The sequence below is a fragment of the Reichenbachiella agariperforans genome (assembly GCF_900142205.1).
Classification (GTDB): Bacteria; Bacteroidota; Bacteroidia; order Cytophagales; family Cyclobacteriaceae; genus Reichenbachiella; species Reichenbachiella agariperforans.
In genome coordinates, this window is record NZ_FRAA01000015.1 from 22,315 (window position 1) to 39,968 (window position 17,654).

Consider the following 17,654-nt stretch of genomic DNA (forward strand, 5'->3'; position numbering starts at 1 on the left):
TGGTTTATTTTTTATTATCCGTTCAATTCATTCAATAACTGTTCCAAACTGTATTCGTCGCTAACGAGGACTTCTCGGGCTTTGCTACCTTCGAATGCTCCGACGATACCTGCTGCTTCTAATTGGTCTATTAGGCGGCCTGCTCGGTTGTAGCCTAGTTTGAGTTTTCTTTGGATCAAAGATGTGCTGCCTTGCTGATGCATGACGATTAGTCTGGCTGCATCGTCGAATAGTACGTCACGGTCTTTGAGGTCGACTTCTCCTACCGCACCGCTGTCACTGTCCTCGCCCACGAACTCTGGTAGCATATAGGCAGATTCGTATCCCTGCTGGTCACCGATGAACTCACAGATTCGTTCGACCTCTGGTGTATCAACAAACCCACACTGTAGACGGATCATGTCAGAACCTAGTGATAGCAACATGTCTCCCATACCAATGAGTTGCTCTGCTCCACCTGCATCTAGAATCGTTCGTGAGTCAATCTTGGAGGTTACTCTAAAGGATAACCTTGCCGGGAAGTTGGCTTTGATAATACCCGTGATGACGTTGACAGATGGACGCTGTGTGGCTACTACTAGGTGTATGCCAATGGCACGCGCTAGCTGTGCGAGCCTAGCGATAGGGGTCTCCACTTCCTTACCAGCGGTCATCATGAGGTCTGCTAACTCATCGATGACGAGTACAATGTAGGGTAGAAATTTATGTCCTTTGTTAGGGTTTAGTCTCCGCTCGACGAATTTGTTATTGTATTCTTTGAGGTTTCTACATCCCGCATCTTTGAGCATGTCATAGCGGTTGTCCATCTCGATACAGAGAGAATTGAGCGTATGGATTACTTTTTTAGTGTCTGTAATGATGGCATCTTCTGTGTCTGGTAGCTTAGCCAAGAAGTGTTTCTCGATTTTGTTGAACAGTGTGAGTTCCACCTTTTTTGGGTCTACCAAAACAAACTTGAGTTGTGAAGGGTGTTTTTTATAGACTAGAGAGGTCAGTAGGATGTTCAATCCGACAGACTTACCTTGTCCAGTAGCCCCTGCCATCAATAGGTGAGGCATTTTGGCTAAATCCGTTACGAATACCTCATTGGAAATGGTTTTTCCTAACACTACAGGTAGCTCTGCTTTGCTCTTCATGAACTTTTCAGTGAAGAGTACGGATTTAACATCTACCATTTCGCGGTTAGTGTTTGGTACCTCGATACCTATTGTGCCCTTGCCAGGGATAGGTGCGATGATACGTATCCCTAACGCAGCTAAACTTAGTGCAATGTCATCTTCTAAGTTCTTGATCTTTGAGATTTTAACACCAGCCTCAGGTATGATCTCGTAGAGGGTTACAGTAGGGCCAATGGTCGCTTTGATACTGGAGATACCGATTTTGAAGTTGATCAGTGTCTCGACGATTTTGTCTTTGTTTTCCTCTAGCTCCTCTTTGGTGACTTGCACGCCGTTGTTAGGGTAGTCGGTGAGTAGGTCTGGAGTAGGGTATTGGTAGTTGCCTAGATCTAAGGTGGGGTCGTAGTTCTCTAGTTTGTCAGCAGACTTTTCAGGTGTTTTGTTAATCTCTGCCTCGAATGCTATTCCTTCTTCTTTTGGTTTTATAGGAGAGGGAGGTGTTTTGCTCTGAGGGGTCTCTGGAATATTGACATCTAGAACTAGTCCTGGCTTGTCCTCTTTCTTTGGAGGTGTTTTTGGTTTGTTTACGGACCAGCTTTCCTCATTTTCTTTTTTGAGTTGTGCTTCTTCTTCCTCTACTTCTTCTTTAATAGAGGCGACCATGGCAGCTATGTCGTCAGGATTGGTATCGTCCTCTGATTTTTTCTCCTTTCTGATCAATACCATGTCATCGGACTCTTCGTCTGGTAACGTGTCGTAGTTTTCGTCATCCATGACCGAATCAAGCGCTTCCTCTTCGTCGTTCGATTCTTCTGCTGACTTCTCTTCCTTTATTGCGTGATCTTTGGGGAGTTTAATACTAGATAACCCCGTCATTTGCGTGATGTTCAAGAAGTAGATGGTGAATACGACAAAGGTTAAGATCAAGAATAGCAGTGTACCCCAGCCCATGAGGCTATCCATGAGTGCTGCGAGTTCGAATCCTATGCCACCTCCGAGAAAGCCCCATTCATAGATGGATTCAGAGTTGATCATAAAGTAACCAATGAGGATGCTGATCCAGATCAAGAAGAATAACACGAAATAAAATGACTGAGAGATAGGTAGAATCTCTCGTCTAAAGACGGTTTTGTATCCAATAAGGAAGAGAAATGGCGGGATGAGAAATGATGCAATCCCAAAGTAGTTGTATATAAAGTAATGAGAGGCATAGGCACCAAATAGTCCAAGCCAATTCTCGGCTTCTATACCAGATGCTTTGACCCCGGTATCGATGACATTGCCGATGATGCTCTGATCAGCTTTGCCAGTGAATAGATAAGAAAAGAATGCAGTTAGTAGAAATAAACTGGATACGAGTGCTAAGAAACCTAGAGATAAATGCAACCGTCGATCTTCCAAAAAACCAAGGTTTAGTTGAGGTAGATTGAGCTTAAAGGACTTTTTGTCTTCTTTCTGATTCTTAAATGTGTTCTTAGCCATTCAGTATTTTTTCAGAGCGTAAAATAAACAATTTGACAACAAAATTTCTCGGTATCTAGTCTGCTAGACGAGTCAATGCTCTACAGCTTTTGGCTAATGTCTTTGATCAGCTGAGGGCCTTCGTAGATGAAGCCGCTGTATAGTTGTACCATACAGGCGCCGGCTTGGATTTTTTCTTCGGCACGTGCTGCGGAGTTGATACCACCTACGCCTATGATTGGGAACGCTCCTTGCGAATGCTCATATAGGTAGCGGATGACAGCTGTGGATTTTTCATGGACTGGGCTTCCACTGAGTCCCCCGTTTCCTATCGTCTCGATGGTGTCTGAGTCCGTCTTGAGGTTTGATCGGTCGATTGTCGTATTAGCGGCGATGACACCAGCGATTTTGGTCTCTTTGATGATCTCGATGATATCGGTCAGCTGGCTATCTGTTAGATCTGGAGCGATTTTGAGAAGGATAGGTTTCTGTTCTTTCTTTTTCCGATTCTCGATCATCAGTCTTGATAGCAGATCTGTCAGTGGTTTTTTTTCTTGGAGTTCTCTCAGCCCAGGCGTGTTGGGTGAGCTTACATTGATGACAAAGTAATCCACGACTGGATATAGCTCTTTGAAGCAAATCAAGTAATCATTGACCGCTTCTTCGTTCGGGGTGACCTTGTTTTTGCCAATGTTGCCCCCGACGATCACTTTGGATTTTCTTTTTTTGAGTCTCTCTTTGATGACTGCCACGCCATCGTTGTTGAAGCCCATGCGGTTGATGAGTGCTTCGTCTTCCTTGAGTCTAAACAGTCGTGGTTTAGGGTTTCCTGCCTGTGGTTTTGGGGTGACCGTACCGATCTCTACAAATCCGAATCCAAGCGCAGCAAAAGCGTCAATAGCCTCAGCATTCTTGTCCAGTCCAGCGGCTAGGCCGATCCCGTTTGGAAACTTGAGACCAAAATGCTCCTGAGGGGTAGACTTCACTCTTGGGCTAAAGAGTTTGATCAAGCCAATCCCGAAAGGAATGTTTTTAGCCAGTTTGAGAAAGAAGAAGGTCAGATGATGAGCCTTTTCTGGATTGAAATTGAAAAGTAAGGGGCGTAAAATGGACTTGTACATAGATATGAATATTGGATCGCAAAACTAATTTTTTATCTGCTATTCTTAGGGGTCAATTGTCCTTTTTACTTGACTATATGAGACGGGGAAATCAAATGATCAGAGTCGTCAATGACGGATGGAATAGAAAACCTCAATGAGGAGCATCGATTTCTTATTATTATATAAATTAGGGTTAATCAACCCAAGACACTCTATGACTGTACCTGAAATTAACCACCAAGTTGAAAATCAATATCCTTGGTTATTAAGGCGAACATCACTACACATTTCTTATGCCACTTTTGCAGTAGGTGCGTTAGTTATGTTAGGCTGGATATTTGATGTGGAGTTTTTGAAGCGGCCTATTTCTGGACTGGTGGCAATGAACCCTTTGACTGCTTTTTGTTTTATGCTATCAGGTATAGGTCACTCTCGTTTGTGCAAGAGGCAAGTGCCTGACCAGTCCAAGGATTTAGGAGTCATACTCATCGTAGGTCTCATGATCTCGATAAGTGTAGCAAAGTTGATAAGTGGTTTTCTGAATTCTGATTTTCAAATAGATCAGGTGTTGTTTGCTCGAGTACTAACCACAGATATGGTAGGTAATGTTTCTAACAGTATGGCACCCAATACTGCTGTGGGATTTCTATTACTTGGGGTTTCTATTTATTTGTCAGGAATCGAGAAATATAAGAAAATAGCCAATGCCTTGCTGCTCGGGGTGTTTATTGTAGGTTTTTTCTCAGTTCTGGGGTATTTGTATGGGGTAGGAGAGTTTTTTGGAGTATTGACAGAGCTGCCTATGTCACTGCACACAGCAGTAGGCTTTATATTGGCAGCAGTGGGTATACTGTTGCTCAATTCTGAGAGCGGTTTCATGAAAGTCATTGTGAGCCGACATTCGGGTGGTAGAGTAGCCAAGATTATGATTCCTCTAGTCATAATTATTCCAGTCTTCTTTGGTTACTTACGATTAATGCTAGCACCGAGAACAACGATGAGTTCGGAGCTAGGTATTTCTATTCTGATTACTGGGATCATCATTGCTTTCTTGATCACTACTTGGTTCTTAGTACGCACACTCAATAGAAATGATGAGGTAAAAGAAAATCTGGAACAAAGCCAAGGACAATTTCAGCAAGCATTCGAATATTCAGCTATAGGAATGGCATTGGTCTCTACTTCGGGAAAATGGCTTAGTGCTAATCGACAGTTGTGTGAGATGCTAGGCTATAGTAAAGAAGAATTAGAACTATTGACCTTTCAGGATGTTACTCACCCAGACGATCTAGAAAGAGATATTAATCAGTTACATGAATTAATAGATGGCGTTATTGATAGCTATCAAATGGAGAAGCGGTATTTCCGCAAGGACGGAAAGATTTTGTGGGTCTTGCTGAGTGTCTCTTTAGTCAAAAGTAGTAATGGGCAGCCACTACATTTTGTGTCTCAGATTGAGAACATAACGCAAAGGAAAGAAGTAGAAGACGCATTGAAAAACGCCTCAGATAGACTAACGCTCGCAACTCAGGCCGCTAAGGTGGGGATTTGGGAGTATGAAATAGCAGATAATGAGCTGATATGGGATAGTATTATGCACGATCTCTATGGTTTGAAGGAAGGACAATTTACTAATCAATATGAAGACTGGCGAAAAACACTGCACCCAGATGATGTAGTGCGCCTAGATGAGGGGGTAGCAAATGCCATATCGGGGGCGGTAAAATTTGATATAGAATTCAGAGTAATATGGCCAGACCAATCTGTTCGTCACATTAGAGCGTTGGCTTTGGTAGAGCGAAACGATAAAGGGCAGCCGCTACGGATGATAGGGACTAATTGGGATATTACCGTGGACAAAAATTACAAAGAAGCGCTTAGAGAAACCACCGAGTTGGCTGAGGTAGCTAAGCAGGAAGCGGTAGCTTCGGCGAAGGCCAAGGAGAATTTCCTTTCCAATATGAGCCATGAAATCAGAACCCCACTCAATGCCATACTGGGAGTTACTAATCTCTTATTATCCGAGGATATGAAAAGGGAACATATGGAGCATATAGAGCTATTGAAGTTTTCTGGAGAAAACCTCCTTGCACTGATCAATGATATCCTTGATTACAATAAGATTGATGCAGGGAAAATAGAGTTTGAGGAAGTTGATTTTGATCTTAAAGAACTATTGATCCGTATAAAACAAACTTTGTCCACCAAAATAGAAGGGAAGGAATTAGAGCTAATATTGAGGTATGATGAGTCATTGCCATACGTCTTTGTAGGGGATTCGGTTAGAGTTGCTCAGGTGATCAACAACCTGATGAGCAATGCCATCAAGTTTACCGAAGAGGGTTTTGTCAAGCTTGATGTGTCATTGGTGTCTCGTGATGATGAACAAGCAACAATTCATTTCGAAGTGCAGGATACGGGGATTGGTATCCAAAAGTCCAATCAGTCGATGATTTTTGAGAATTTTTCGCAAGCGAGTAGTGATACCACTAGAAAGTTTGGAGGGACAGGGTTAGGGCTGGCTATTACCCAAAAACTACTTGAGCTGATGGGAAGTGAGATTCGACTTGATAGTGATTTGGGCTTAGGATCTGTATTCTCTTTTGATGTGACTTTTCCTATCGGGAACAATGAGTCCATCTCATCCCAGAATCGACCTACCGAAATGATATTTGCCAATGTAGCAGATAAAAACATCAAAGTATTAGTTGCGGAGGACAATCGAGCCAATCAAATTGTATTGCAGAAATTTTTGGATAAATGGGGCGTTAAAACTGATTTCGCTGAAAATGGAATGGTAGCCATGGAAAAGGCTAAGTCCGAAGCATACAATTTGATTTTGATGGATTTGCAAATGCCAGAAATGGATGGCTATCAAGCAACAACAGCTATTAGAGATATGGACACTGTCTATGCCAAGCAGGTGCCTATTGTTGCGCTTAGTGCTTCAGCGATGATGGAAGTGAGAAAAAAGGTGAAGGAACTAGGTATGACAGATTTTATAACCAAACCCTTCAATCCAGAAGAACTGTACAAGAAGATTATTAAATATCATCATGTGGTGAATGTCAAAAACCTTATAAGCTTACCTGAGAATGCTATTTATCAGCAATTGATGAATTATGCTGAGGGGGACGCGAGTTTTGTAAGCGAACTGGTAGGGCATTATTTGGACCACTATAAGGCATTTCGAATTCAGTTTTCAGAAGCCGTGATCCGTGACAATATGCCCCAACTAAAAGAAGCTTGCGAAAAAATCAGTAAGAGCAATGAGGCACTGTCCATTACTAGTATGGATGCCTTTTTTGATAAAATTGACACCTTGGAATCTACCAAAACGGAGGAGCGAAAGATGTTCGACGAGATCAAAGTTACTTGTCACGAAATCCTCGAAGATTTGAATGCCATAAAAGCGGCCTTGAATTGATGTGAATTTCACCTTAAATAAGAACGCATTCGACTACAAAGAGAGGGCTTTGACCGAGAAAATAAATATGAAGTGTAATCATTTGATACCTTGTAGCCTTAGTGAATTTCAATAAGGTCAAGAGCAATATAGTTTAGAATAGATAACATGGAATATTCCCAATACAAATCGGAGCTTATAGCTAATGAGACGCAATTGGTGGTCTTAGACCAAGATGGAAGTTTTATTGGCTCATGTGATACATTGGAAAAACTCTCTGGTTTTGAAGGACTCATATTCAAGGAAAGCCAATTTTTAAATAGTAAAAGAGAGCAAATATTGGCTTTACAACAGGGAGAGATTATTAATTACTTCCGTGTTTCAGATTCCTTTTTTAAAGGAGCCCTCATTAGTGACTACCGCATAGAAAAGGTACTTGTTGAGGGACAACTCCAATTGCATTGGCTGATATATGATCGCACACAGATGTACGAAAAGATGACGGAACGAGAATTAGACGAAAAAGGAGTGATGAAGCAGAACAGTGACTTGCGTCAACTGGTGCGAGTACTCGAGAAAGAGAAGGATACAAATCAGACTGTTAATAGCAGGTTACATCACGAGATTAAAATGCCGATTTCGGGGCTAAAATTTTTGTCTAAATCAAGTAGTGAGCATTTAGATCCCGAGACTAAAAAGAGGCACCAGTTGAGCATGGGTGTCATTACAGGGTATCTGGAGTATGCCGTCAACCAACTGGTAGCTACTGAGTTCAAAGAAACAAATATACCTTTCAAGATAGACCAAATTATAGCGGCGGTAGAGGACACTTTTCTTGGTGAGTCAGATGCTCATTTGGTTTTTGAGAAAGAGTTCGAATCATCTATCGTGATTGGAAACAAGCATAAGTTTTATATCGGTATTGTTCGTTTACTCAGTATTATCAACGATGGGCAACCTGATGGTCGAGTACGAGTGACTTTTGCTTATGACGAGCCTGCCAGATCAATTAGGCTTACTTTTAAGTCTAATCACCTGCCTGATGCACTACAGCGGATAGTACGCAAATACATAGGAATAAATGGTGCTTTTGATCTTAAGATCGAAGGTGGTGTACTGGTAATGATATGCCCTATCGAAGAGATAAAAATGCTCGAACCTATACCTACGAAAAAAAAGTCGAATGCTGAGGTGAAGCAAATCTCCAGAGCACAATTTCCATATTTGTATCAGATAACCAATCAGGATGATGAAATGGTGCGGGACATCATCGAAGGAGTGTTGGATGTGGTGCCTTTTGAATTGGAAAAAATGATGAAGCAATACCAAGCCAGAGACTATGATGCTCTAGCACGTACTTCGCACAAGGTCAAACCTAATTTTGAAAACCTAGAACAAAAGCAGTTTATCTCCAAAATATTTGAGATAGAAGCAGCAGCGATCAACAAGGATGTTGATTTTCTTCAAGCACATTTGGAGCCATTTGTCACCGAAGCGAGTGCCAAAATAGAAGAATTGAAAAGAATCTATACCTAGATAGGGTATATCCGAGATGTGTTATTTTGAATTACTTTGAAAAGTCAATTGATTTAACTGCGGTTTTAGTAACTTTTAGAAATATGATCCATCTTGATTTTAAAGACTAAAAGAAGAAATTTAACTAACCAAAACAACAACCATGCTTAAGAAGTTAACATGTGTCGCTATTGATGATGAATTTATTGCATTAAAAATCATTACATCACTCATAGATCAAACAGGTTTTTTGACCTTACTGGGGTCATATCAGAGTGCCGTAGAGGGGACCAATGCCATCATAGAATTGGAGCCAGATATTGTTTTTCTAGATGTGCAAATGCCAGAGATTAGTGGTTTGGACATTATCAAGTCATTGAACAAAAAGCCAGAAATTATTCTCATCACATCGCAGGTAAAGTATGCAGTGGAAGCATTCGAATTTAACGTTACAGATTATTTGGTGAAGCCGATTGAAAGTTATGCGCGCTTTATGAATGCCGTAACCAAGGCGAAGGACAACATAGCGCTGAAGGAGAAAAATGTAACGGGTAGTGATGCAGTTTTTATGAAAATAGATTTTCTACTTACCAAGGTGCAATTTGAGTCTATTTTGTATGTAGAAGGGTATGGAGATTATATCAAAGTACATACTACAGATAAGACCCACGTCGTGTATTACAAGTTGAGTAGTATAGAGGATAAGTTACCAAAGGATCTGTTTATGAGAGTGCATCGGTCTTACCTTGTTCAGATTAATAAAATTGATAATATCGATCAAAATAGTCTGGTTATAGGAGATAATGTAGTACCCGTAAGTGCTAAATACAAACCAGAACTACTGAATAAAATCGAAATGCTCTAAAACGGGAATATGGGAGGTTTTAGATAGATCGCACCGTTTATTAAAGTCAGAAAATGAATTCATGATATCGCCAAAAAAACCAACTAATGAGAAACAAAGGCTGGATGAGTTATACTCGTATCAGATTCTCGACACGGCCATAGAGCAGAGTTTTGACGATATTACGAAGATTGCAGCCCAGATATGTGACTCGCCGATTTCATTGGTGAGTTTGATCGATCAAGATCGGCAGTGGTTCAAGTCGCATCACGGGTTAGATGTGTCAGAGACACCGAGAGATTTGGCTTACTGTGCACATGCGATTCATTCACCTCAGGATTTGCTCGAAGTGTCAGACGCTTTCAAAGATGAGCGATTTCATGACAACCCATTGGCGACAGGAGCGCCTCATGTAAGGTTTTATGCGGGTGCGCCACTGGTATCATCCAGTGGCTATGCACTAGGGACTCTTTGTGTAATAGATCATCAGCCTAAATCTCTAACTGAGGGACAAAAAGAAGCACTTTGGGCTTTGTCTCGACAGGTGAGTGCGCTTTTGGAATTAAAGAAATCTAATAGAATACTCGAAGAAACTAGAGTCGCTCAGTCTCAAACGGAGCAGACTTTTAGAGATCGACTGGAGAGAATTGGAGACATGGTATATGAGCTTGATCCGAAGGGTAAGTTTATTTATGTCAACCCTGTACTGATACGTATTTCTGGTTTCCCAGAGGATGAGCTACTCAATATGCATTTTTCAGAATTGGTTTACGAATCTGATATTGAGCGAGTGACGGAGTATTACATTCGAATACTTAAGAACAAAGAAGTTTCTTCCTATTTGGAGTTTAAAATGAAAGGTGTCAATGGACCTGTTTGGGTAGGACAAACTGTAGAAATAGAGTTTGATGATTGGCAAGGTGTACACATATATGGTGTAGCTAGAAATATCCAAGAACTGATGGAAGCCAGAGACCGGATGGAAAAAAGTGAGGAAAAGTATAGATGGCTCTCAGAGTACTCCGCAGACATGATTTGTCTGCATGAGCCCGATGGTAGATATAAATATTTATCGTCATCAGTCAAAGACTTGTTAGGTTATGAACAAGATGAATTGATAGGGGTAAGTCTCTACGATTTGATTCATCCAGATTTGATTAAGAGTCAGGTAGATGTTAAATCATTGAATGAGTATGGTTTTTCGGGCATAGAATCGAGGTTGCGTAAGAAGGACGGTAGTTATGTTTGGGTGGAATTTTATGCTAAGCCTATTTATAATGAGAAACAAGAAGTCGTCTCGATACAGTCCTCCACCCGAGATATCTCTAAACGGAGGAAGTTTGATGAAGCCATCCAACGAGCCATGCGGCTTGCAGAAAATGCCAAGCAAGAAGCGATAGCATCAGCTAAAGCGAAGGAGAATTTTCTCTCGACAATGAGTCATGAAATTAGAACACCACTGAATGCTATTCTGGGTGTAACAAATCTTTTGCTCATGGAAGAATTGGAGCAAAAACATCTTGACCATCTCAATTTATTGAAATTTTCTGGTGAAAACCTCCTTTCGTTGATTAACGATATTTTAGATTATAACAAGATAGAGTCTGGCAAGATTGATTTTGAAAAGGTAGATTTTAACCTGAGAGAAGTGTTGATCAATTTGAAGCAGTCGGTCATGCCAGAGGTGGACAAAAAAGGCCTAGAGTTAGTCTTGAACTATGATGAGCAGTTGCCAAATATGTTTGTAGGAGACTCAGTTCGAATCACTCAAATTATCAATAATCTACTCAGCAATGCCGTCAAGTTTACGGAAGAAGGGTTTATCAAGTTGGATATATCCTTGATAGAGAGGAAAGGGAGTGTGGCGCAAATCCGATTTGAAATACATGATACAGGTATCGGTATAGCGTCAGCCAATCAGTCCGTGATTTTTGAAAATTTTGCACAAGCCAGTGATGACACTACCAGAAAATTCGGTGGAACAGGTTTAGGGCTTGCTATTACCAAAAAGCTCCTGTTGCTTATGGGGAGTAAGATCAGTTTAGACAGTGAGCTAGGGTATGGTTCTATATTCTATTTCGATATTGAACTGCCGATAGGCAATGAGTTAGAAGCTCTCCCTGATACTAAAAGTGGGTCGTCTGTTTTTGAAAGCGTAGCGGATCGAGACATTCATATACTTGTCGCTGAAGACAACCGAGCCAATCAAATCGTACTCGAAAAATTCTTGCAAAAATGGGGGATGAAGGTGGAATTTGTAGAAAACGGACGATTGGCATTGGAGAGATCAAAGATCGAGTGCTATGATCTAATCTTGATGGATCTTCAAATGCCGGAAATGGATGGGTATCAAGCGACACAAGAGATCAGAAAGCTGTCTACTACCTACGGACAAAACCTGCCTATCATCGCACTGACGGCATCTGCACTGCTGGATGTACGAAAAAAAGTGAAGGAGTTAGGGATGACAGATTATATAACTAAGCCTTTTAATCCAGAAGAATTATATAAGAAAATTCTGAAAAATGCTGGTAAAGTCCTTAAGCGACTAGTAAGCCCTATTAATGATCCAATTAGTCTTCGTCTACACGAGTTGTCAGAAGGAGATCCTGATTTTAAAAAGGAACTGACTCAGCATTACCTAGATCAGTATGAGGGTTTTATGAGCAGTTTCTCAAAGGCAATGAAGGAACTTGACGAAAAAATGTTGAAGGAGGCTTGTTATGGAATCAAAACGAGCAATGAAGTTTTGGAATATACAGCTTTGGATCAAGTGATCGAAAGTGCACAGCAAGCCATGCTCGGTCAGGGCATATCTAAAGAGCAAAGTATCGAAGAAGCGACTAAAGCATACGAATCGATTACAGCTACACTTAGGGATATACTATCCCATGAACTTTGATTTTCTAAGAGTCAGTTAGAGTCACGTAGCAATTACATGTAGGGATAGTCCGATCTGGAGGGTGTTTGATCTCACCGAGTAATCCTCATCGTTCAACGAGTCCTCCCATATAGGGAGTGTCCCTATGCTAATATTGATTGTTCATAAATACGAAGACTATGAAAACTCATTTCTCTACCAAAGAAAATCATTCAAAAATTAATAAGAGGGCATTTTTTGCGAAGGGGTCATTTTGCATGTTCCTATTGTATGCCGGACTCAGACTCAATGTGATGGCTCAAGCCACTATTGATGATGGAAGCGCAGGCGCTAACGCTCTGATGAGCCGAATAGAAGGCACAGGTGTTACTTTGGCTAACGGAACTTTCCCTAATCCTGGTGATGCGGGAGCCCAATATGGTACCTTCTCTAATGGTATTAGCGGAGCTAACCTGAGTGTAGATTCGGGGATAATTCTAGCTACTGGAAGTGTCACGACAGCTCTGTCGTCCAATGATGCAGCGAACTCGTCTGAGAATACGGGTAATACCTATAGTGATTCGGATTTGGTAGCGATAAATGCGAATGGCATATATGACGCAGCGATTTTTCAGTTTGAAATTACTACTGGGAGCGATGTGGACGCTATTATTATTTCGTATCAGTTTGGGTCAGAAGAATATCCGGATTATGTATGTTCTCAATACAATGATGTCTTTGGTTTTTTTGTCTCAGGACCAGGAATTACAGGTACCCAGAATATTGCGCTTGTACCAGAGTCTGGCAATGTCGTAGCAGTCAATTCTGTAAATGGGGGAGTTTGTGGGAGTGCCCAGGATGGCACTGCGGCTGATTTGACTAAATCCAATTATTATATAGATAATAATGAAGGTGTACCAGGACCATTGTATATAGAGTTTAATGGAGTGACCACTTTACTCAATGGTCGTATAGATAACCTGACGCCAAACACGACTTATACTTTCAAAATTGCAATTGCGGATGTTGGTGACGGCACTTATGATTCGGGGGTTATTATCAATCAAGTCATTGGTTATAAATCAAACTCTGATAGTGATGGGCTCGACGATACAGCAGATTTGGATGATGACAATGATGGAATAGATGACATAGTCGAGGCAGGAGGTAATGAACCTAATGGAGATGAGGATGGTGATGGATTAGAAAATTGGAGAGACGTATTGGACAACAATGGTTTAGGGGATGGATCTACAACTGTCTATACTGATAGTGATAACAATGGATTTCCAGATGTGTATGATACTGACGGTGATGGGATTCCTAACCACCAAGATTTAGACAGTGATGATGATGGCTGTTATGATGTCGTCGAAGCAGGACATGCAGATTCGGATAATGACGGTATTTTGGGCAGTTCGCCTGTAGCATCAGATGGTGACGGTAGGGTAGATGGTCAGGGAGGTTATACTGGTACCAATAGTTACGTAACCACTGCTGGTGTAGCTGGTAACATTACTGGAGAGCCTGTAGCAGAGAGTACAATGAAAAATGGAGATGCTACATTTTCAGTATCAGCTACGGGCGATGACTTGATCTATCAATGGCAAGAATTTAATGGCTCTGTATGGAACGATATAACCAACGGCGGATCTGCTCCTGGTTACTCTGGTGCGACTACTAGTAGTCTGTCTATTACCAACTTGCCACTGACGTACAATGGATATGATTATCGAGTAGTAATTACTAGTACGTCGTATGCTTGTACAGACCTGACGTCTGATGAAGTGAATTTGGAAGTATTGGCGCCTCCTTCAGATGCACCAGTGATTACAGATGATTTTTGTGTAGTCGCAGCAGGTGCCGTTACTGAAGTGAGCGGATCTACTACTGAAAGCACAACTAACCTCGTCATAAGAGTTTATGTAGCAAGTACCGAAACAGGTACTAAAAGTGAAGTCACTCCTAGTCAAGTAGTTTTCTCTTCAGGGTCTTGGACGGCCGAAGGACTATCTATCAATGCAGGTCAGTGGGTATTTGCCACGGCAGAAAATGTAGACTTAAGTGAGCCAGAAGGAGATTTTTCGGCAGGCGTGATGGTACGTACAAAAACACCTGACCCTACTAACTCATTAGTAATCACATCTGACCCTGTTGCAGGAGATGCTACACTAGAAGGTGAAGTTCTTGTCTCTACTACATCCGCATATGTCATTCAACTGTATATAGATGGAGTGAAAATTCCAGGAGCGGTGGCTTCTGTTCCGCAGGGTGCATTGGCAGCTATTGGCTCTTGGATCATAGAGGATTTAGATGTGCCTTCCGCAGTATTGTATGCTAATGGGATAGCTACTGTCACCATGGATAATCCTGACATAGCATTTTGTGAAAGTGATCCCTCTGCAGGGGTGCTTATCGCTTGTAATCCTAGCAATACTATCGCGTTAGATATGAGTCAAAGCCCTAGTGGTTGTGATTTAACTGATGGTTCTATTCAGATTAGTGGTTTGGGAGCTTCTCAAGCCTATACGATTAAGTACAAAAAAGACAATGTGGATGTGTCTACTAATGTGAATTCAAATGCGAGTGGAGAAGCGATCATCTCTGGCCTCAATGATGGATCATATACTGATATTTATGCAGATTTGCCTTCCTGCCCATCCAATGTGCTGGCAGGCCCCGTGGTTCTTACTGAGCCAACACCCGTTACTATTTCTCATCAGCTATCTTTCAGCCCTACCACATGCGGAGGAACTGACGGATACATCAGATTGGGAGGTTTGTCAGGGTCTACTTCTTATACCGTTGACTATAAGAAAGACGGGACACCTGTTAGCCGTACTATTGCTGCTTCTGCCGGCCAATTGACTATCAACAATTTATCAGCGGGTAGTTATACAGATATTTCTGTAACCTCATCTAGCTGTACTTCTAATGTGTTAGCTGGTCCTTATAGTCTTAGTGACCCTTTGGCTCCTACCATTATATATGATACGGAGACAAATCCTTCTTCATGCTCTTCTACGGATGGATATATTCGCTTGAGTGGACTGATTTTCAACAATGACTATGATTACCAATATACCAAAGAAGGGATCTTGGTCAGTTCTGCTACCCCTTTGACGGCTGATGTGACAGGAGCTATTCAGATCAATAATTTGGGCGCAGGTACATACATAAATGTTAGCGTTATCGAAACGGGGAGTAATTGTCAGTCGAATACCATACCAAGTATAACGTTGAACCCACCAGATATAGAGTTGGGTACAGTAGCATCACCTACGACATGTAGTGGTGTAGATGGTTCCATTGAAATAATTAATTTGGCTGAAAACACTACGTATGACTTGGATTATCAAATAGGAGGCTCTCCAGTTGCTACGTCAACTTTTACAGCGAGTAGTACAGGTGAGCATACTATTTCGAGCTTATCAGAGGGAGTATATACAGATATTACTGTGACCAACAATTCTTGTGTATCCAATGTTTTGTCCACGACCTTGACTGATCCTGCCAACCCAGTTATAGCTGAAGGAACTTTAGTAAATCCTAGTACCTGTGGAGGGGCAAATGGTAGTATTCAGTTGACAGGTTTGAATGTCTCAACTACCTACACGGTGGACTATACTTTGGGTAGTTTGGTCTCCCAAACATTGGCTTCTGATGGGAGTGGGAACTTAACAATTTCAAATCTTGCAGCAGGTGCTTATACTGACATTAGCGTCACGTTAAATAACTGTTCTTCTAATCAGCTGGCTTCTGTTACTTTGAGTGATCCTGCTAGTCCTACGATCACATTAGGGCAAAACCCAGAGGTGTGTGCGGGAGAGACATCTGGCGACTTGGTATACAGCGCCACGACTAATTCTCCTGATACTTATAGTATTGATTTTGATGGTGTAGCTGAAGCTTTTGGTTTTGTGGACGTATCAGGAGCACCACTTTCAAGTAGTCCTATTACGATTGACATACCAACAGGTGCTGATCCTGATGTTTACAATGCAACCATTACTGTCACAAATTCATCAACATCTTGCTCAAGTATTGGCGAGGGTTTTACAATTTCAGTGATTGGGTTTCCTTCGGTACCTACTGTTCAAAACATAGTGACTAATGATCCAACACCTATCATTTCTGGCAGTGCAGATGCAGGCGTGTCTCTTGAAGTAGAGGTGGCAGGTGCTACATACAACTTGTCAGCAGACGGAAGTGGCAATTGGAGTATTGATACAGAGTCAGTGACTCCCGATGCTGGTACTTTTAATCCAGACGTGAATGGAGTCAATGAAGTGTTGGTTACTGCAGGAGTCTCTGGGTGTGAAGTGTCAGATGTTACTTCTAACGAACTGACTATAGATACTACACCTCCTACGGTAGATATTCAAAATGAACCATCAGTGATTTCTAGTTCTTCAGCTTTTACGGTCACAATTAGTTTTGACGAGGATGTTTTCAATTTTGTGCTGACTGATGTAGTCATTAGCAATGGGTTTGGGTCCAATTTTCAAGTCGTTGATGGGAGTACTTATACCCTTGATATTACACCAAATATGTCTGATGATGTAACGATTGATGTACCAGTTTCAGTAGCCAATGATGAAGCAACTAATGATAATACTGCAGCTATTCAGGCTGTGGTGCCTTTAGCACCAACGTCACCTACAGTTTCGAGCCAAATAACCAATGATCTGACTCCTGTTATCACAGGTACGACTGGTACTGGTGTAGAACTTGACGCTGACGAATCTATGACTGTTGAAATCAATGGTGCGACTTACGCAGTGATCCCAGACGCAAGTGGCAACTGGAGTGTAGACACAGAGACGGCAACTCCATCGAGTGGCACTTTGGGTACATTTTCTAATGGAAACAGTTATGAAGTGATAGCTATTGTAGAAGATGGAGGAGGAAATCAAGCAACGGACATAAGTTCCAATGAGATAATAATAGATACAGTAGCTCCCACTGTACCAACCGTAGTTAGTCAAGTTACTAGTGACACGACACCTGTTATCAGTGGAACGACAGGTACAGGCGCAGCTTTGTCTGGAGATGAAAATATGAGAGTGACTGTTAATGGCGCAACGTATAATGTAACTCCCGATGCAAGTGGTAACTGGAGTATAGATACAGAAACGGCTCCTGCTATATCTGGTACTTTGGGAACATTCACAGATGGCAACACTTACCAAGTTGTAGCGACTGTGACTGATGTAGCAGGTAACACAGCAACAGATGCGAGTACCGACGAGTTAGTGATAGACACGACGGATCCAACCGTACCAACTGTAGTAAGTCAAACGACCTCAGACACAACACCAGTGATCACAGGAACGACAGGCACAGG

Annotated in this window: 7 protein-coding genes; 5 read left to right on the plus strand and 2 right to left on the minus strand. The window is 41.7% G+C overall.

Features of this window, described 5'->3' with window-relative positions; all coding sequences use genetic code 11:
- Window positions 1-14 precede the first annotated feature (14 nt).
- Window positions 15-2,600, minus strand: coding sequence for a DNA translocase FtsK (locus BUB99_RS19920; protein ID WP_073125736.1), 2,586 nt, complete (start codon window positions 2,598-2,600; stop codon window positions 15-17).
- 80 nt (window positions 2,601-2,680) lie between these two features.
- Entirely contained in the window at window positions 2,681-3,700 is a 1,020-nt protein-coding gene (locus tag BUB99_RS19925; protein WP_073125738.1) for a quinone-dependent dihydroorotate dehydrogenase, read from the minus strand.
- 304 nt (window positions 3,701-4,004) lie between these two features.
- Between BUB99_RS19925 and BUB99_RS19930 the strand changes: the two genes are divergently transcribed.
- From BUB99_RS19930 to BUB99_RS19950, 5 genes are all read left to right on the plus strand, one after another.
- Window positions 4,005-7,109 carry a PAS domain-containing protein gene (locus BUB99_RS19930; RefSeq protein WP_073125741.1) on the plus strand — a complete coding sequence of 1,035 codons (3,105 nt, stop codon included), beginning with the start codon at window positions 4,005-4,007 and terminating at the stop codon, window positions 7,107-7,109.
- Window positions 7,110-7,256: 147 nt separating this feature from the next.
- Window positions 7,257-8,624 carry a hypothetical protein gene (locus BUB99_RS19935; protein ID WP_073125744.1) on the plus strand — a complete coding sequence of 456 codons (1,368 nt, stop codon included), beginning with the start codon at window positions 7,257-7,259 and terminating at the stop codon, window positions 8,622-8,624.
- A 142-nt stretch (window positions 8,625-8,766) separates the two neighbouring features.
- Window positions 8,767-9,468 carry a LytR/AlgR family response regulator transcription factor gene (locus BUB99_RS19940; protein ID WP_073125747.1) on the plus strand — a complete coding sequence of 234 codons (702 nt, stop codon included), beginning with the start codon at window positions 8,767-8,769 and terminating at the stop codon, window positions 9,466-9,468.
- Between the two features lie 61 nt (window positions 9,469-9,529).
- Window positions 9,530-12,349, plus strand: a complete 2,820-nt coding sequence (locus tag BUB99_RS19945) for a PAS domain S-box protein (RefSeq protein ID WP_073125750.1) — start codon at window positions 9,530-9,532, stop codon at window positions 12,347-12,349.
- A 158-nt stretch (window positions 12,350-12,507) separates the two neighbouring features.
- On the plus strand, window positions 12,508-17,654 hold a 5,147-nt coding region (locus tag BUB99_RS19950; protein WP_139281129.1), incomplete at its 3' end, for a choice-of-anchor L domain-containing protein.

What these genes read in the sequence shown, in the direction of transcription:
- BUB99_RS19920 (WP_073125736.1), bottom strand. Translation starts at nt 2,600, where the DNA reads ATGGCTAAGAACACATTTAAGAATCAGAAAGAAGACAAAAAGTCCTTT.
- BUB99_RS19925 (WP_073125738.1), bottom strand. Translation starts at nt 3,700, where the DNA reads ATGTACAAGTCCATTTTACGCCCCTTACTTTTCAATTTCAATCCAGAA.
- BUB99_RS19930 (WP_073125741.1), top strand. Translation starts at nt 4,005, where the DNA reads ATGTTAGGCTGGATATTTGATGTGGAGTTTTTGAAGCGGCCTATTTCT.
- BUB99_RS19935 (WP_073125744.1), top strand. Translation starts at nt 7,257, where the DNA reads ATGGAATATTCCCAATACAAATCGGAGCTTATAGCTAATGAGACGCAA.
- BUB99_RS19940 (WP_073125747.1), top strand. Translation starts at nt 8,767, where the DNA reads ATGCTTAAGAAGTTAACATGTGTCGCTATTGATGATGAATTTATTGCA.
- BUB99_RS19945 (WP_073125750.1), top strand. Translation starts at nt 9,530, where the DNA reads ATGATATCGCCAAAAAAACCAACTAATGAGAAACAAAGGCTGGATGAG.